We start from the raw sequence: 17,159 nt of genomic DNA, 5'->3' as shown, positions 1-17,159 counted from the left end.
GTCTTGAAGGGACCCTCCTCTTGCGCCGGATCACCAGGATCACGACCGTGGGCATCGCCACCGCGGCGCTCGCGCTCTCCGCCACCGCCTGCGGCAAGTCCTCCACCGACTCGGGTGCGAGCTCCAGCTCCAGCTCGGACTCGAAGGCGACCAAGGTCGCCATCGCGTACGACATCGGCGGCCGCGGCGACCAGTCCTTCAACGACGCCGCCTACGCCGGTCTGAAGAAGGCCGAGGACGAGCTCGGCGTCAAGGGCTCCGAGGCCGAGCCCTCGCAGGGCGAGAGCGACGCCGACAAGGTCGCGCGCCTCACCTCGCTGGCCCGCGCCGGGAACAACCCGGTCATCGGCGTCGGCTTCTCCTACGCCCCGGCCATCGCGAAGGTCGCCAAGTCCTTCCCGAAGACCACCTTCGGCCTCATCGACGACACCTCGGTGACCGGCCCGAACATCGCCAACCTCGTCTTCAACGAGGAGCAGGGCTCCTACCTGGCCGGCGTCGCCGCCGCCAAGGCCTCCAAGACCGGCACGGTCGGCTTCATCGGCGGTGTCGAGGTCCCGCTGATCAAGAAGTTCGAGGCGGGCTTCACCCAGGGCGTCAAGGACACCAACCCCAAGGCGAAGGTGCTCACCCAGTACCTGACCCAGCCGCCGAACTTCGACGGCTTCTCGAAGCCCGACCTCGGCAAGGCCGCCGCCCAGGGCCAGCTCGACAAGGGCGCCGACGTGATCTACGCCGCCGCCGGTCTCGCCGGTTCCGGTGCCATCGAGGCCGCCTCGGCCGCGGGCAAGTGGGCCATCGGCGTCGACTCCGACCAGTACAAGCAGGCGGGTCTGGCCTCGTACAAGAACCAGATCCTGACCTCGGTCACCAAGGACGTCCAGGGCTCGGTCTTCAACGTGATCAAGTCCGTCAAGGACGGCAAGCCGCAGACCGGTGAGATCCGCTACGGCCTCGCCACCAACGGCGTCGGCCTGGCCGACTCCAACCCGGCGTACGTCAAGATGACCGACGTCACCGCCGCCGTCGAGAAGGCCAAGAAGGCCATCGTCGACGGCAAGATCACGGTCAAGACCGCTCCGTAAGGACACCCAGGTCACGACCTGTAGTCCGGGCCCGGCGTCCGGTGGCATCCCCACCGGACCCGGGCCTCGGACCCATTCCCGCACTGGTTTTCACTTTTCGGCAGCGCTACGCGTGTAGATGTCTCCCTGGCACGATAACTTCGCCCCGCCCTGCCCTCCCGCTCCCACTCCTTCCGGCCAAGGAGAGTGCGTCATCAACGCGTCCAGCCCCCCTGCCGTAGAACTGCACGGCATCACCAAGCGATTCCCCGGCGTCGTCGCCAACAGGGACATCGCCATCACGGTCCGCAAGGGCACCGTGCACGCCCTCATCGGCGAGAACGGTGCCGGCAAGTCGACCCTCATGAAGATCCTCTACGGCATGCAGAAGCCGGACGAGGGCACCATCGCGGTCGACGGCGAGCAGGTCACCTTCTCCAGCCCCGGTGACGCCATCGCGCGCGGCATCGGCATGGTGCACCAGCACTTCATGCTCGCCGACAACCTCACCGTCCTGGAGAACGTCGTCCTCGGCGGCGAGAAGCTCCACGGCATCGGCGCCAAGGCGCGGAAGAAGATCCAGGAGATCTCCGACGCGTACGGCCTCGGGGTCCGCCCCGACGCGCTCCTCGAAGACCTCGGCGTCGCCGACCGTCAGCGCGTGGAGATCCTCAAGGTCCTCTACCGCGGCGCCAAGATCCTCATCCTCGACGAGCCGACCGCCGTCCTCGTCCCGCAGGAGGTCGACGCGCTCTTCGACAACCTGCGCGAGCTCAAGGCGGAGGGCCTCACGGTCATCTTCATCTCGCACAAGCTGGGCGAGGTCCTGAAGGTCGCCGACGACATCACCGTCATCCGCCGGGGCACCACGGTCGGCACCGCCGACCCGAAGACCGCCACCACCAAGCAGCTCGCCGAGCTGATGGTCGGCAGCGAGCTGCCCTCGCCGGAGACCCGCGAGTCGACGGTCACCGACATCGCCATGCTCAAGGTCGAGCACCTGACGCTGCTGGAGAGCGGCGCCTCCGGCGCCCCGCTGACCACCGCCGCCCCGGCCGACCCGTCGGCGAGCATCACCGTGCACGAGGACATCGCCACCGGCCGCAAGCTCCTCGACGACGTCTCGCTCACCATCCACAAGGGCGAGATCCTCGGCATCGCCGGCGTCGAGGGCAACGGCCAGACCGAGCTCATCGAGGCCCTCATGGGCATCGCCACGCCCGACACGGGCGCCGTCATCCTCGACGGCGAGGACATCTCCAAGGTCTCGGTGCGCAAGCGCCGCGAGGGCGGCATCGGCTACATCCCCGAGGACCGCCACCGCCACGGCCTGCTCCTGGAGGCCCCCCTCTGGGAGAACCGGATCCTCGGCCACGTCACCGAGGCCCCCAACTCCAGGCGCGGCATCCTCGACCCGAAGGCCGCCCGCAAGGACACCGAGCGGATCGTGCGCGAGTACGACGTCCGCACCCCCGGCATCGACGTCACCGCGTCCTCCCTCTCCGGCGGCAACCAGCAGAAGCTGATCGTCGGCCGCGAGATGAGCCACAACCCCAAGTTCCTGATCGCCGCCCACCCCACCCGCGGTGTGGACGTCGGCGCGCAGGCGCAGATCTGGGACGCGATCCGGGACGCCCGCCGCGAGGGCCTCGCCGTGCTGCTGATCTCGGCCGACCTCGACGAGCTGATCGGCCTCTCCGACACCCTCCGCGTCATGTACCGCGGCAAGCTGGTCGCCGACGCCGACCCCGCCACCATCACGCCCGAGCAGCTGGGATCCGCCATGACCGGCGCGGCCACCGGCCGTCTCGAAGGCACCGAAGAGCAGCCCGAAGACGGTGACGCCCGATGATGAAGATCGACAAGGACAAGCTGATCATCGGGGCCGCCGGCCCGGTGCTCGCCCTGGTCACGTCCTTCGTGCTCACCGTCCTGGTGCTGCTCGCGACGGGCCTCGACCCGATCGAGCCGATCCGGCTGATGATCGAGAACGCCGGGTACTCCGACGTCCAGGTCCTCATCGTCAACCAGACGGGGATCTACTACCTGGCGGCCCTGGCCGTGGCCATCGGCTTCCGGATGAACCTCTTCAACATCGGCGTCGAGGGCCAGTACCGCCTCGCCGCGATGGTCTCGGCGCTGGTCGGCGCCGCCGTCGAGCTGCCCGGTCCGCTGCACATCCTGCTCATCGTGGTCGTCGCCATCGCCACGGGTGCCCTCTGGGCCGGCATCGCGGGCATCCTGAAGACCACCCGGGGCGTCTCCGAGGTCGTCTCCACGATCATGCTCAACGCCATCACCACCTCCCTGGTGGCCTGGCTGATCCTGCCGAAGAACTTCGGCGTCCAGCCCGCCGGCTCCAACGACCTCACCACCGGTCAGATCGCCGAGTCCGGCTGGTTCCCCGGCATCGACATGGGCGACGGTGGCCAGATCTACGGCTTCACCTTCGTCGCGCTCGCGCTCGGCGTCGTCTACTGGTTCGTCATCAACCGCACCCGCTTCGGCTTCGACCTGCGCGCCACCGGTGAGAGCGAGTCCGCGGCCCAGGCCAGCGGCGTCGACGCCAAGAAGATGATCCTCACCGCGATGCTGATCTCGGGCGGTCTGGCCGGTCTGGCCGGCATGCCGATCCTGCTCGGCGAGTCGCACACGTACAGCCTGGCCTTCCCGGTCAACGTCGGCTTCACCGCCATCACCGTCGCCCTGCTCGGCCGCAACCACCCGGTCGGCATCCTCTTCTCGGCCCTCCTCTTCGCGTTCCTCGACAAGGCGTCCTCGAACCTCGACGTCTCGGGTTACCCGAAGGAGATCACCCAGATCATGCAGGGCATCATCGTGATCGCCGTGGTCGTCTCCTACGAGCTCGTCCGCCGTTACGGCACCCGTCGCCAGCAGCAGAAGGTCGGCGAGGAGCTCGCCGCCGGCGGCGCCATCAAGACCGACAAGGAGGTCTCGGCATGAGCACCGGCACTGTCGCCAAGCCGAGCGCCGCGCCCCAGAAGGCCGGACGCCGCAAGCTGACCTGGCCCTGGATCCTGCTGATCGTCGCGGCCGGCCTCGTCCTCTTCTCGCTCGTCCGCGTCGTCTCCGGCGCCGACGACCTCACCTCCGTCGGCCAGATCTCCGGCGCCCTCCAGCTCGCCGTGCCGATCGCCATGGCCGGTCTCGGCGGCCTGTGGGCCGAGCGCGCGGGCGTCGTCAACATCGGCCTCGAAGGCATGATGGTGCTCGGCACCTGGTTCGGCGCCTGGGCCGGTTACCAGTGGGGCCCCTGGACGGGTGTCCTCGTCGGCATCCTCGGCGGCGCGCTCGGCGGTCTGCTGCACGCGATCATCACCGTCACGTTCAACGTGAACCACATCGTGTCCGGTGTGGCGATCAACATCCTGGCGGTCGGCTTCACCCAGTACCTGTCGAACTTCACCTTCGACAAGGCCGAGGGCGGCTCCTCCAAGCAGTCCCCGCGCATCGATCCGATCACCGACATCACCATCCCGGGACTCTCCGACTGGCTGATGGACCTCCAGCAGAAGCACTGGTTCCTGATCTCGGACATCGCCGGCATCCTCGGCGGCCTGGTCACCAACCTGTCGCTGCTGACGATCGTCGCCGCCCTGCTCATCCCGGCCACCTGGTGGGTCCTCTGGCGCACGGCCTTCGGCCTGCGGCTGCGCTCCTGCGGTGAGAACCCGGTCGCGGCCGAGTCCCTGGGCGTCAACGTCTACAAGTACAAGTACATCGCCGTCGTCGTCTCCGGCGGCCTCGCCGGTCTCGGCGGAGCGTTCCTCGCGATCGTCTCCACCGGTATCTACCAGGAGGGCCAGACCGGCGGCCGAGGCTACATCGGTCTCGCCGCGATGATCTTCGGCAACTGGATGCCCGGCGGCATGGCGCTCGGCGCGAGCCTCTTCGGCTTCACCGACAGCCTCAAGCTGCGCGGCGGCGCCGAGAACGTCCACGCGCTGCTGCTGCTCGTCGCGCTGCTCCTCGTGATCGCCGCGCTGTGGCAGCTGTACCGGAAGAAGTACGTGGTCGCGGCCGTCTCCGCCGCCTTCTCCGCGGCCTTCTTCCTCTGGTACTTCCTGACCGACGAGGTCCCGAGCCAGTTCGTCGACGCCGCCCCGTACATCACCACCCTGCTCGTGCTCGCCCTCTCGGCGCAGCGCCTGAGGATGCCGAAGGCGGACGGGCTGCCGTACCGCAAGGGCGAGGGCAAGTGACGACGGCGCCCGACTGGGACCTGCTCCGGGAGACCGCCCGCGCGGCGATGTCCCACGCGTACGCCCCGTACTCGGGCTTCCCGGTCGGCGCGGCGGCCCTCGTGGACGACGGCCGGGTGGTCTCCGGCTGCAACGTGGAGAACGCCTCCTTCGGCCTCGGCCTGTGCGCCGAGTGCGGGCTGGTCTCGCAGCTCCAGGCCACGGGCGGCGGCCGGCTGACGCACTTCGTGTGCGTGGACGGCCGGGGCGAGCCGCTGGTCCCGTGCGGGCGCTGCCGTCAGCTGCTCCACGAGTTCGGGGGTCCCGAGCTCGTCCTGGAGACCCCGGCCGGTCTCCTGACCCTGGCCGAGATGCTCCCGCAGGCCTTCGGCCCGGAGCACCTCGCCAAGTAGTTCCTCGGAGCGGCCCTTCCGGCACGATGGGAAGGGTCGCTCCCCCTTTCCCCCTCTATGCGCGTAGAAAGAGGCACCACCATGGACGTCATCTCCGTCATCCGCACGAAGCGGGACAGGGGCGAGCTGAGCCCCGAGCAGATCGACTGGGTCATCGACGCCTACACCCGCGGTGCGGTCGCCGACGAGCAGATGTCCGCCCTGGCCATGGCCATCCTGCTGAACGGCATGAACCGCGCGGAGATCGCCCGCTGGACCGCCGCGATGATCGCGTCCGGCGAGCGCATGAACTTCGACGCCCTCTCCCGCCCGACCGCCGACAAGCACTCCACCGGCGGCGTCGGCGACAAGATCACCCTCCCGCTCGCCCCGCTCGTCGCCGCCTGCGGCGCGGCCGTCCCGCAGCTCTCCGGCCGGGGCCTCGGCCACACCGGCGGCACGCTCGACAAGCTGGAGTCCATCCCGGGCTGGCGCGCGCTGCTCTCCAACGAGGAGATGCTGCACGTCCTCGACACCACCGGCGCGGTCATCTGCGCGGCGGGCGATGGTCTGGCCCCCGCCGACAAGAAGCTGTACGCGCTCCGCGACGTCACCGGCACGGTCGAGGCGATCCCGCTGATCGCCAGCTCGATCATGTCCAAGAAGATCGCCGAGGGCACCGGCTCCCTGGTCCTGGACGTCAAGGTCGGCACCGGCGCCTTCATGAAGAACATCGAGGACGCGCGCGAGCTGGCGCGGACGATGGTGGGTCTCGGCACCGACAGCGGCGTCAAGACCGTCGCGCTCCTCACCGACATGTCCACCCCGCTGGGCCTGACCGCGGGCAACGCCCTGGAGGTCCGCGAGTCGGTCGAGGTCCTCGCGGGCGGCGGCCCGAAGGACGTCGTCGACCTGACGATCGCCCTCGCGGCCGAGATGCTCGCCGCGGCCGGCATCAAGGACGCCGACCCGGCCAAGGCCCTCGCCGACGGCTCGGCGATGGACGTCTGGCGCCGGATGATCGCGGCCCAGGGCGGTGACCCGGACGCGGCCCTGCCGGTCGCCCGCGAGCAGCACGTCGTGACGGCGCCGTCGACCGGTGTCCTGACCCGCCTCGACGCGTACGACATCGGCATCGCCGCCTGGCGCCTGGGCGCGGGCCGCGCCCGCAAGGAGGACCCGGTGCAGGCGGGCGCGGGCGTCGAGCTCCACGCGAAGCCGGGCGACACGGTCACGGCGGGCCAGCCGCTGCTGACGCTGCACACCGACACCCCGGAGAAGTTCGACTACGCCCTGGAGTCCCTGACGGGCAGCTGGGACATCGCGGCCCCGGGCACGACCTTCACGGCGAACCCGATCGTGCTGGACCGCATCGCCTAGGCATATGCCTATGACACCTTCGGGTGAACGGGGCCGGTGGACCACCACCGGCCCCGTTCGGCATGCTGGGATCGGTGACGACCGAATGAGGAGCACACCATGAGCGCACTCGCCACCGAGGCCGGGCAGGGTTGGGACGATGTCGTCCACCTCTGGCACGAGATGGACTGGCCCGAGGGCTGCAAGGTGGAGATCATCGAGGGGATCATCACCGTGGCACCGTCACCCGCCAACCAGCACAACAGCATCGCGGAGGAGATCCAGCGCAGGTTGTACCGGGTGATTCCGGATGAGTGGGGCATCTACCAGACGCAGGCCGTCGCGATCCCGGCGCGGTCGGGCATGTACATCCCCGACCTGCTGGTCGCTCCCAGGGCGGCGCTCATGGGGTCCGGTCATTTCATCCCGGCCGCGGAAGCGGAGCTGGTGGTGGAGATCACCTCGCAGTCGAACGCGAACCACGATCGCATCGCCAAGGCCGCGGGATACGCGACGGCCGGCGTACCCCTCTACCTCCTGGTCGACCGCTGGGTGCCGGGCGGGCCGACGGCCACGCTCTACGGAGAGCCCTCCGACGGCGTCTACCGCGTCCTGAGGGCGATCCCCTTCGGCGAGCCGATCCACCTCCCCGCTCCCTTCGACCTGACCCTCGACACGGCGGAGTTCCCCGTCGGCTGAGCGGCACCACCCTCAGCGATGAGTTCCGCGCACCCGGACGGTCGTACGGAACGTGGACACCAGTCAGCCCCTCGTCGTGACCCTGCCCGCCCGGCCCGGCCGGGAGGACGTCGACCTGCTCTGCGCCGAGCTCGCCGCCGCCCCGCCCGGCGCGGTCGTCTGCGAGGCCGGCGCGCTCGCGGGCGCCGACCTCACCGCCGTCGACGCCCTCGCCCGACTGCGCCTCGCCGCCGGCCGGCGCGGCCACCGGATCCGCTTCGAGGGGGTACGGCCCGAGCTGCGGGCCCTGCTCCACCTCACGGGCCTCGCCGAGACGCTGGAGCTCTAGCCGTCCAGCCGCGCCGGCAGGTCGAACAGGGGGAACCACCGTGCGGTGTCCAGGAAGAAGTCCATCCCGGCGACCTTGCCGTCCCGCAGCTCCAGGACGATCAACGCCCACGGGCTGAAGCCGCCCTCCGGGTCCGGGTGGTAGTGCGCGAACGCCGGCGAACCGTTCGCCACGGTGGCGACCAGCTTCGAGCCCCGGCACACGTCCCCGACGCCCAGCATCCAGCCCACGATGTCGTCGTGGCCGCGCAGCCACAGGTCGTACGGCGGCATGGACATCGTCGCGTCCTCGTGGAGGAGCGCGGTCAGCGCCTTCATGTCGTAGCCCTCGAAGGCGGCGACATAGCGCTCCAGGAGCGCCTGCTGCTCCTCGTCCAGCGGATTCGCCGGGTCGGAGGCGGCCGGCGCCTGCTCGGCGAGGGTCGCGCGGGCCCGCTGGAGGGCGCTGTTGACCGAGGCGACGGAGGTGTCCAGGAGCTCGGCGACCTCGCTCGCCCGCCAGGCGAGCACCTCCCGCAGGATGAGCACGGCCCGCTGCTTGGGCGGCAGGTGCTGGAGCGCGGCCACGAAGGCGAGCCGCACGGTCTCGCGGGAGACGGCCGTCTCCGCCGGGTCGCCGGCCGAGGGCAGCACCCGCCCGTCGGGAACCGGCTCCAGCCAGGTGATCTCCGGCTGCTTGACGAGCTGCGCCTGCGCGACGGGCGTCGGCCCGGTCAGGTCCATGGGCCGTGCCCTCCGGTTGCCCGCGTTCAGCGCGTCCAGGCAGACGTTGGTGGCGATCCGGTACAGCCAGGACCGCAGCGAGGAGCGGCCCTCGAAGGAGTCGATGGCCTTCCAGGCGCGCACCATCGTGTCCTGCACCGCGTCCTCCGCCTCGAAGGAGGATCCGAGCATCCGGTAGCAGTAACCGGTCAGCTCCCTGCGGTACTTGTCGAGTTCCTCGGTCGTCGCGGTCGCGGCGTCGCTCATCGGGTCCACACCCCACTCACCCCTCACCGGCACCCGTTCGGTGCCGGTGAGAGGGAAGCTACCGCAGCGCACTGACAGCGGGGGTCAGGTTCCCGGCTTGCGGCCGTAGACGAACACGTCGTCGCCGTTCCTGAGCAGGTTCCAGTAGGCCTTGGCGTCCTTGGACGTCATGTTGACGCAGCCGGCGGAACCGGGCGGGTTCCACATGGACTTGGTCGTCGAGTGGAAGGCCTGCCCGCCGTCGAAGAACTGCGCGTACGGCATGGACACGTTGTACAGCGTCGACCAGTGGTTGATGTTGCGCCAGTAGATCTTCTTGGCGCCGGTGCGGGTCTCGGCGCCGTCCCGGCCCGTGCGGACCGGCACCGGTCCGTACTTCAGGCGCGAGCCGTCCTGGATCCAGCTCAGCTGGCGGGTCAGGTCGACGCAGGCGATCCGGCCCTTGTTCGTCGGACACGTGCGGTCCTTGTTCGGGTTCGACCCGGCCGCCTTCTGCTGGATCATCGTGTTCATCGTGCGCCAGGTCAGCGGCCCGGCGTACCCCACGGTCGGGGTGATGCCGTGCTTGCGCTGGAAGGCCTGGATCGCCTGGCAGTCGGCGAGCGACTGGCGCCCGTCGGCCGTCCGCCCGAGGAACTTCTCCACCTGCTTCTGGTACGGCCCCGTCGTCACGTTGCAGGACGCCGCCTGCGCCGGGGCCGCGCCGAGCGCGATCGTCATCGGCACCACGAGCCCCGTGATCCCGGCGGCGATGCCCGCCTTTCTGCCCATCTGTCGTGCCACTCGGTTCATGATCGTCAACTCCCCCTAGAGTCCCTGTTCTTGAGGACGTACGGGGGAGTGTGACGGTTGCGGCCCAGAAGGGGAACCATGCCCTCCTGGATGTTGCTAGACCGTGGCCGGATGCGGCCGCCGGGCCGCGACACGGGCGCTGTGCGAGCCGTACAGCGTGACCGAGACGACGCCGAGGACCGCGACCAGGCCGATCAGGACCGTGCCCGCCCAGCCGCCCGCGTGGAAGGCCATCGCGCCGAGCGTGCCGCCCGCGCTGCTGCCCAGGTAGTACGCGGACTGGTACAGCGCCGAGGCCTGCGCGCGGCCGGTCGTCGCCGTGCGGCTCACCGAGGAGGAGGCGACCGCGTGGCCCGCGAAGAAGCCGGCCGTGATCAGGACCAGGCCCACGAGGACCAGGGCGAGGGAGTCCGAGAGCGAGAACAGCAGGCCCGCCGCCGTCGTCGACACCGCCAGGTACAGCGCCCCGCGCCGCCCGAGCCGCCCGACGAGCCGCCCGGCCGCCGCCGAGGAGACCGTGCCCACCAGGTAGACCAGGAAGATCGAGCCGATCACGCCCTGCGGCAGCGAGAACGGCGCCTCCACCAGGCGGTAGCCGATCACCGTGTACACGGCGCCGAAGACCGTCATGAACAGCGCGCCGATCACGTACAGCCGCATGAGCAGCGGGTCGGCCAGGTGCCCCCGCACGGTCCGCGCGAGCGCCCTCGGGTTCAGCGTGCCGGGCGTGAAGTGCCGGGCCTTCGGGAGCAGCGCCCGGAAGGCGAGCGCGCACGCCAGGGAGGTCAGGCCGACGGCGGCCAGACCCGCGCGCCAGCCCCACATCTGCGCCACCCAGCCGGTCACGAGCCGGCCGCTCATGCCGCCGATCGAGTTTCCGGCGACGAAGAGGCCGATCGCGGCGACCAGCGCCCGCGGCTTCACCTCCTCCGCGAGGTACGCCATCGCCGAGGCCGGGAGGCCGGCGAGCGCGGCGCCCTGCACCGCGCGCAGCGCGATCAGGGACTCCAGGTTCGGGGCGAGCGGCACCAGGAGCGCCACGGCGACCGCGACCGAGAGGGAGGCCGTCATCATCGTGCGCCGCCCGAGGCGCTCCGAGAGGGCGCTGAGCGGCAGGACGCAGAGGGCGAGGGCGCCGGTCGCGGCGGAGACCGTCCAGGAGGCCGCGGAGGCGGTGGCGCCGAACTCGGCCGAGATGGCCGGGAGGAGGGCCTGCGTGGAGTAGAGGAGGGCGAAGGTGGCCAGTCCTGCGGCGAAGAGCGCGAGGCTCGTCCGGCGGTAGCCGGGGGCACCGGGGGAGAGGCGGGTGTCGGCGGACGCGGTGGTGGCGGCCGCCTTGGTACTGGCGGAAGGCATGTCACGAACGTAGGACGGTCCGTTTCATGCGTCCAATGCACGGAACTGCTGTAATCGTTCCCATGGTGCATGAGTACAGGTCACAGCCTCGCCTGTCACCGAACAGTAACGAAGAAGACATGGGACCGCTGCTCGCTCCGCGGCTCGCGTACTTCGCGGCCGTCGCCCGGCACGAGCACGTGACCCGCGCCGCGGCCGAGATGGGCGTGCCGCAGTCGACGCTCTCGCGGGCCATCGTCCGGCTCGAACAGGACCTCGGAGTGACCCTCTTCGCCCGGCGCGGCCGCACAGTCTCCCTCACGCCCGCGGGCCGCCGCTTCCTCACCGCGGCCGAGCGTGCCCTCGCCGAGGTGGAGCGGGCCGCCGACACCGTACGGGCCGACGCGGACCCGACGGCGGGGCGGGTCGCCTTCGGCTTCCTCCACACGATGGGCTCCGAGACCGTGCCCGGTCTCATCCGCGCCTTCCGCGTGGACCACCCGAAGATCCGCTTCACCCTCGTCCAGAACTACGGCGAGGCCATGATCGAGCGGTTGCGCGCCGGGGACCTCGACCTCTGTCTGACCTCCCCGGTGCCGGACGCCCCCGACCTGGTGGCCCGGCGCCTCGACGAACAGCGGCTGCGGCTCGTCGTCCCCGACGACCACCGGCTCGCCGGCCGGAAGCGGGTGCGGCTCGCCGAGGCGGCGGAGGAGACCTTCGTGACGCTGGAGCCGGGATACGGGCTCCGCCGCATCACCGACGACCTGTGCGCGGAGGCCGGATTCAGGCCCCGGGTCGCCTTCGAGGGCGAGGAGGCCGAGACCCTGCGCGGGCTCGTCGCCGCCGGGCTCGGCGTCGCCCTGCTGCCCCCGCCCGCCGTCCCCCGGCCCGGGGTCGTCGAGCTGACCGTCACCGCGCCGCGCGCGGTCCGCGAGATCGGCGTCGCCTGGCTCGACGGCCACCCGGACACGGCCCCGGTGGCCGCCTTCAAGAAGTTCCTGCTCGGCCGGCGCGGCCATCTGCTCCCGAAGGAGCCGTCACCTCCGGCGTGAACCCCCGAAGCCCGCCGCCAGCGGCATCCGCAGGCCGAGCGGCGGGGGAGCCGCCATCGCGTCGGTCAGCGGACGGGCGACCGGCCGGGAGAAGAGGGCGCCGAGCACGAAGTCCCCGGCGAGGGCCCGGACCTCGGCCGCGTACTGGCGCAGCGCGTGACCGTCCGAGTGGACCTCGAAGCGGCAGGTCTCGCGGTTCGCCTTCTTCGCCCGCTCGGCGAACCGGAACGACAGCTCCGGGTCCGTCCGCGCGTCGTTCGTGCCGTGCACGAGCAGCACCCGGCGCCCGACCAGCTGCCGCACCGGCTCCGGCTCGGCGGCCACGTCGTCCTCCGGGAGCCAGGGCGCGAGCGCGAGGACCGCGGCGACCGCCGGATGCCCGGCCGCCCGCAGCGCCGCCCGCGCGCCCATCCCGTGCCCCAGCAGGCAGACCGGGACGTCGCCGTAGCGGCGTACGGCCTCCTCGACCGCCCAGGAGGCGTCCGTGACGAGGTCCGCGTCCGTGCCGTTCCAGCCCCGGGCCCGGTAGCGCACCACGTGCGCGGCGAGCCCCTCGGACCGGCCGGCCCGGACCAGGGCGCGCCCCAGCGGCAGCATCGCCGCGTGGGTCCGGGCGGAGGGCCGCCGCGCCGACACCGGCTCGCCGTCGGGCAGGAGCAGCACCACACCGCCCGCCACCCCGGCCGAACGGGAACTGACGGGCCGTCCCAGCCGGGGTCTCCGGGATTCGGGCGGTCCCACGAGTGCGATGTGCGCCATGGCAGAACAGTCTCAGAAGCGGAGGTGTACGCCAGCCGTACGCGCGGTCTCTGTTACGTATCGTCCGGGGAGCGAACGCCCTTTGTTCCTATACCCGTTCGAACCGGGCCACCACGCCGATCAGCCGGAACCCCTTCCGCGCGTACCAGCGGTGCGGCCAGTCGCCCGCGAAGGCGGTGAGGAAGCGGGTCCCGCAGCCCGCGGCGGCGGCCTCGTGGAGGGCCGAGTCCAGCACCCGGCCCGCGTACCCGCGCCCGAGCTGGGACTCCACGGTGACCAGGTCCTCGATCTGCGCGATCCCCGCCGCCGGGTCCATGTACAGGTCCGCCCAGGCCGCGACCTCGCCCTCCGGGGTGTGCGCGGCGAGGAACCGCACGTCGTCGGCCCCGCGCCGCCGCGCGGTCCGCCGCTCCACCAGGTCGCGGATGTGCTCCGGCGCCGCCTTCGGCGCGAACCTCGGCCAGGACGCGGTGACCGGGCCGCGCAGCTCGTCGAAGCCGACCTCGCGCGCCCCGCCGTGCTCCGGCACCGGGCCGCGGTGCGCCATGACCAGCGTGGTGGCGTGCCGGTACCCGGCCCGCTTCATCGGCGCCACGCACGCGGCGGCGACGGTCTCGTCCAGGACGTACACGCAGCGGTACGGGAGGTGGCCGAGGGTCTCCTCCGCGTACCCGGGCAGCGCCTCGGGGTCCACGGCCCCGTGGGCGAGCAGGTGGTTGTTCCCCCGGGAGTGGGGATAGGCGTCGTCGAGCACCGCGAAGGCGCCGGGACGGTCGACGGTACGGGCCGCCTGCCGGCGGTGGAAGTCGGCCAGGAAGCGGTGGACGCGGGGGAGTTCGGGCGGGGTGGAGGTCATGCGGGCAGGCTAGGCGGGGCGGTCCGGGTCCTGCCACGAGAAATCCGGGCGCCGCACGGGGTGTTCTACGCGCGTAGGGGCTAGAGTGCGGAAATGACGAGCCAGACCCCCAACGTCCCCACCGCGGACCAGATCCGCCGTGCCCCGAAGGTGCTGCTCCACGACCACCTCGACGGCGGACTGCGCCCCGGCACGATCATCGAGCTCGCCCGGGAGCAGGGCTACGAGCAGCTCCCCGAGACGGAGCCCGACAAGCTTGGCGTCTGGTTCCGCGAAGCCGCCGACTCCGGGTCCCTGGAGCGGTACCTGGAGACCTTCGCGCACACCTGCGCCGTCATGCAGACCCGGGACGCCCTCTTCCGCGTCGCCGCCGAGTGCGCCTTCGACCTCGCCGAGGACGGCGTCGTCTACGCCGAGGTGCGGTACGCCCCCGAGCAGCACCTGGAGAGCGGCCTCACCCTCGAAGAGGTCGTGGAGGCCGTCAACGAGGGCTTCCGCGAGGGCGAGCGCCAGGCCAGGGCCAACGGCCACCGGATCAGGGTCGGCGCCCTCCTCACCGCGATGCGGCACGCCGCCCGCGCCCTGGAGATCGCCGAACTCGCCAACCGCTACCGCGACTCCGGTGTCGTCGGCTTCGACATCGCCGGCGCCGAGGCCGGCTTCCCGCCCACCCGCCACCTCGACGCCTTCGAGTACCTCAAGCGCGAGAACAACCACTTCACCATCCACGCCGGCGAGGCCTTCGGTCTCCCGTCGATCTGGCAGGCGCTCCAGTGGTGCGGCGCCGACCGGCTCGGCCACGGCGTCCGGATCATCGACGACATCGAGGTCGCCGACGACGGCTCCGTCCGCCTCGGCCGCCTCGCGGCGTACGTCCGCGACAAGCGGATCCCGCTGGAGATGTGCCCCTCCTCCAACCTCCAGACCGGGGCCGCCGCCTCGTTCGCCGAGCACCCCATCGGACTGCTGCGCCGGCTCCACTTCCGGGCCACGGTCAACACGGACAACCGGCTCATGAGCGGGACGAGCATGAGCCGTGAATTCGAGCTGCTGACCGAGGCATTCGATTACACGCTCGACGACATGCAGTGGTTCACGGTCAATGCGATGAAATCAGCGTTCATTCCTTTCGATGAACGCCTCGCCATGATCAATGAGGTCATCAAGCCCGGATATGCCGAGCTCAGGTCCGAATGGCTGTTCCAGCAGACCGCCACGACCAGCGATTCTTCCCGTACGGAGAGCTGAGGGACACCCCGCGCAGGGGACGGAGGCGGCCGGGTCGGCACGACATCCGGCCGCTTTTCGGTGTTTGCGGTGGTGACGTTCGCTGGTTAGGTTGCAGAGCCGCTGTCCATTCCCAGGATTTCCCCTCCCGGCTTTCCCCGAAGCCCCCGGATTCCCCAAGGAAGATTTTCTGATGAAGCAGTCTGCCGCCAAGAAGCTCGGTGTCGCCGCCCTCGGTGCCGCGTTCGTCGCCGCCGGTGCCGGCGCGGCCTCCGCCGCGTCCGCCCTGCCGCTCGACGCCGACGCCCTGGGCACGGTGACCAAGGCCGTTCCGCTGGGTGACGGCCTCACCACGCTCCCTGACGGCGCCTCCGAGTCCCTCGGCGCCGGCCAGGGCGCCGTCGGCCAGGGCCTGGACCAGGGCGTGAAGACGCTCCCCGCCGCCGCCGGCCAGGCCACCCAGAACCTCCCGCTCGACGCCGCCGCCGGCGGCCTCGGCGCCACCCCGCTCGGCGGCCTCCTCGGCGGCCTGCCGCTCGGCGCCGGCGGTCTCCCGATCGGCTGACCCCCGCCGTACACCCCGAAGGGGCGCACACCCGGAACCCCGGGTGCGCGCCCCTTCGGCGCGTGGACCGGGCGGCGGCTACCAGGCCGCGCTCGTGGTCCGCTCGGCCGGCAGCAGGAACCACAGGGCCAGGTAGAGCAGGAACTGCGGGCCGGGCAGCAGGCACGAGACCAGGAAGATCACGCGCATCGTCGTCGCGGAGGTGCCGAAGCGCCGGGCCAGCGCCGCGCACACTCCGCCGAGCACGCGTCCGTCACGGGGGCGGGTCAGTGCGGCCATGGTGGGCTCCTTCGGAGTTCGGTCCGGGAACCGCTCCTTCGGGCTCCCGATGACTCCATACTGCCGCCGGAGAAGGGGACGAAGCGTCGGTCTACGGGGCGATCGGGACCCTGGTAATCGTCGGGGTCGCACCCTGAGAACCCTCGGTCCGCGACGGGGCCGAACCCTGGTCCGGCCCGTGCCGCTCCGCCCACCTGCGGCGCAGCCGGGTCCGGCCGGCCGGGACGAGCAGGAGGTGTGCGAGGGCGACGCCCGCGGTGTTCAGGAGTACGGAGTCCACGTCGACGACCTGCCCCGGCACCGCGGTCTGCAGCAGCTCCAGCGCCAGCGACACGAGGGCGCCCGCGGCGGTCGTACGGGCCAGGGAGGCCCACCCGGAGACGCGCAGCCGTCCGTCGGCCATCGGCAGCAGCACCCCGAGCGGGGCCAGGAGCAGCAGTCCCTCGCCGATCAGACGGGCGGCCGCGGCGGGACCGAGCGCGAGGTCGGCGCGCAGGCCGTGCAGCGGGATCGTGTTCGGTGCGGTCACCCAGGCGACGTCGCGTGGGCGGAGGCCGGTCCAGGCGACGAGCAGCAGATGCGTGACGAGGAGGACGAACCCCGCCACGCGGACGACCGTGGCGGCCTGGCCGCCCGAACCTTGACGCTGCACGCCCCCCAAGACGCCCGTCCCCCCGGAATCGGTTCCACCACGCCACCCCTGCGGGGCCCCGCCGCGCCGACGCTCCCGCCGGGCCTCGTTGTGGGCGGCGCTCCCGTCGAGCCTCGTTGTGGGCAGGCGTTCCGCAAGGGGCGGAACGGGTGGGCACAACGGACCCGCGCCCTTCCGGCGCCAGAGGCTCCTGCGCCCGAACCCGCACCGATCGTGGCCGTCACGCGTGGTGCGGGTCGGGGCGCAGGACGCGGAGGCGCCGCTAAGGGGCGCCGTCCCGTGTGCCCACCCGTCCCGCCCCAGCGGGACGATTGCCCACACGGGCAGCGGGCGAAGGCCCCACATGGGCGTGGGCGACGGGCCCACGAGGGCGCGGGCGCACGCGGGCCGAAGGCCCCAGGGGCGCACGCGCACACGGGCGGCGGAACCGCACAGGGCGAAGGGCCCGCAACGGGCCGTGGGCGACGGGCGGCGGCCGCACGCGCACACGGGGCGGCGGAACCGCACGGGGCGAAGGGCCCGCAACGGGCCGTGGGCGGCGGGCGGCGGGTGCACGCGCACGGGCGGCGGGCCCGCACGGGGCGAAGGCCCGCACGGGCAGCGGGCGAAGGTCCACGCGGGCGCCGC

General features: G+C 71.8%; 18 protein-coding genes. 11 read left to right on the top strand and 7 right to left on the bottom strand.

The features are described 5' to 3' along the window. Nucleotides 1-20: 20 nt before the first annotated feature. The 8 genes from ACFYXU_RS03760 to ACFYXU_RS03725 all read left to right on the top strand — a co-directional run bounded on the left by ACFYXU_RS03760 (nt 21) and on the right by ACFYXU_RS03725 (nt 8,044). The gene (locus ACFYXU_RS03760; protein WP_361396333.1) at nt 21-1,085 is read left to right on the top strand and encodes a BMP family ABC transporter substrate-binding protein; all 1,065 of its coding nucleotides are present in this window, start codon (nt 21-23) and stop codon (nt 1,083-1,085) included. 118 nt (nt 1,086-1,203) lie between these two features. Next, entirely contained in the window at nt 1,204-2,916 is a 1,713-nt protein-coding gene (locus ACFYXU_RS03755; protein WP_389407412.1) for an ABC transporter ATP-binding protein, read from the top strand. Continuing rightward, complete coding sequence (locus ACFYXU_RS03750) at nt 2,913-4,028, top strand: ABC transporter permease (protein ID WP_329854249.1); 1,116 nt, start codon at nt 2,913-2,915, stop codon at nt 4,026-4,028. Before ACFYXU_RS03755 ends, ACFYXU_RS03750 begins: the two co-directional genes overlap by 4 nt. After that, nucleotides 4,025-5,287, top strand: coding sequence for an ABC transporter permease (locus ACFYXU_RS03745; RefSeq protein WP_376507765.1), 1,263 nt, complete (start codon nt 4,025-4,027; stop codon nt 5,285-5,287). Before ACFYXU_RS03750 ends, ACFYXU_RS03745 begins: the two co-directional genes overlap by 4 nt. After that, nucleotides 5,284-5,679, top strand: coding sequence for a cytidine deaminase (locus ACFYXU_RS03740; protein WP_376507766.1), 396 nt, complete (start codon nt 5,284-5,286; stop codon nt 5,677-5,679). Before ACFYXU_RS03745 ends, ACFYXU_RS03740 begins: the two co-directional genes overlap by 4 nt. 81 nt (nt 5,680-5,760) lie before the next feature. Then, nucleotides 5,761-7,038, top strand: coding sequence for a thymidine phosphorylase (locus ACFYXU_RS03735; RefSeq protein ID WP_389456378.1), 1,278 nt, complete (start codon nt 5,761-5,763; stop codon nt 7,036-7,038). Between the two features lie 99 nt (nt 7,039-7,137). Continuing rightward, nucleotides 7,138-7,716 (top strand): Uma2 family endonuclease, encoded by a 579-nt coding sequence (locus tag ACFYXU_RS03730; protein ID WP_376507769.1) that lies wholly within the window; start codon nt 7,138-7,140, stop codon nt 7,714-7,716. A gap of 52 nt (nt 7,717-7,768) precedes the next feature. Beyond that, on the top strand, nt 7,769-8,044 hold the full coding sequence (locus tag ACFYXU_RS03725) for an STAS domain-containing protein (protein WP_389456376.1): 276 nt from the start codon (nt 7,769-7,771) through the stop codon (nt 8,042-8,044). On the opposite strand, the gene ACFYXU_RS03720 is transcribed toward ACFYXU_RS03725, so the two are convergent. From ACFYXU_RS03720 to ACFYXU_RS03710, 3 genes are all read right to left on the bottom strand, one after another. After that, nucleotides 8,041-9,012 carry a sigma-70 family RNA polymerase sigma factor gene (locus ACFYXU_RS03720; RefSeq protein ID WP_376507771.1) on the bottom strand — a complete coding sequence of 324 codons (972 nt, stop codon included), beginning with the start codon at nt 9,010-9,012 and terminating at the stop codon, nt 8,041-8,043. The genes ACFYXU_RS03725 and ACFYXU_RS03720 overlap by 4 nt on opposite strands. Nucleotides 9,013-9,096: 84 nt before the next feature. Then, nucleotides 9,097-9,804, bottom strand: a complete 708-nt coding sequence (locus ACFYXU_RS03715; protein WP_389456374.1) for a L,D-transpeptidase family protein — start codon at nt 9,802-9,804, stop codon at nt 9,097-9,099. A 96-nt stretch (nt 9,805-9,900) separates the two neighbouring features. Then, nucleotides 9,901-11,160 (bottom strand): MFS transporter, encoded by a 1,260-nt coding sequence (locus tag ACFYXU_RS03710; RefSeq protein WP_376507773.1) that lies wholly within the window; start codon nt 11,158-11,160, stop codon nt 9,901-9,903. Between the two features lie 62 nt (nt 11,161-11,222). Between ACFYXU_RS03710 and ACFYXU_RS03705 the strand changes: the two genes are divergently transcribed. Next, the gene (locus tag ACFYXU_RS03705) at nt 11,223-12,194 is read left to right on the top strand and encodes a LysR family transcriptional regulator (RefSeq protein ID WP_389407411.1); all 972 of its coding nucleotides are present in this window, start codon (nt 11,223-11,225) and stop codon (nt 12,192-12,194) included. Here ACFYXU_RS03705 and ACFYXU_RS03700 read toward each other — a convergent pair. Both ACFYXU_RS03700 and ACFYXU_RS03695 read right to left on the bottom strand, forming a co-directional pair. Then, nucleotides 12,180-12,953: an alpha/beta hydrolase gene (locus ACFYXU_RS03700; protein WP_389456372.1), complete on the bottom strand. Its 774-nt coding sequence runs from the start codon at nt 12,951-12,953 to the stop codon at nt 12,180-12,182. The genes ACFYXU_RS03705 and ACFYXU_RS03700 overlap by 15 nt on opposite strands. An 88-nt stretch (nt 12,954-13,041) precedes the next feature. Continuing rightward, the gene (locus ACFYXU_RS03695) at nt 13,042-13,809 is read right to left on the bottom strand and encodes a GNAT family N-acetyltransferase (protein ID WP_329854234.1); all 768 of its coding nucleotides are present in this window, start codon (nt 13,807-13,809) and stop codon (nt 13,042-13,044) included. 93 nt (nt 13,810-13,902) lie between these two features. Here ACFYXU_RS03695 and ACFYXU_RS03690 point away from each other — a divergent pair, with 93 nt between their 5' ends. Further along, entirely contained in the window at nt 13,903-15,057 is a 1,155-nt protein-coding gene (locus ACFYXU_RS03690) for an adenosine deaminase (RefSeq protein ID WP_389407409.1), read from the top strand. 172 nt (nt 15,058-15,229) lie between these two features. After that, nucleotides 15,230-15,601 (top strand): hypothetical protein, encoded by a 372-nt coding sequence (locus ACFYXU_RS03685; protein WP_329854232.1) that lies wholly within the window; start codon nt 15,230-15,232, stop codon nt 15,599-15,601. A gap of 78 nt (nt 15,602-15,679) precedes the next feature. Here ACFYXU_RS03685 and ACFYXU_RS03680 read toward each other — a convergent pair whose 3' ends face one another. Next, nucleotides 15,680-15,880 carry a PspC domain-containing protein gene (locus tag ACFYXU_RS03680; protein WP_329854231.1) on the bottom strand — a complete coding sequence of 67 codons (201 nt, stop codon included), beginning with the start codon at nt 15,878-15,880 and terminating at the stop codon, nt 15,680-15,682. A 91-nt stretch (nt 15,881-15,971) separates the two neighbouring features. Next, complete coding sequence (locus ACFYXU_RS03675) at nt 15,972-16,532, bottom strand: VanZ family protein (protein WP_389407408.1); 561 nt, start codon at nt 16,530-16,532, stop codon at nt 15,972-15,974. Nucleotides 16,533-17,159 lie beyond the last annotated feature (627 nt).

It is taken from the genome of Streptomyces sp. NPDC002232, from assembly GCF_042890295.1.
Classification (GTDB): Bacteria; Actinomycetota; Actinomycetes; order Streptomycetales; family Streptomycetaceae; genus Streptomyces.
The sequence above is the reverse complement of the archived record's forward strand: the minus strand, read 5'-3'. Positions and strand labels throughout refer to the sequence as shown.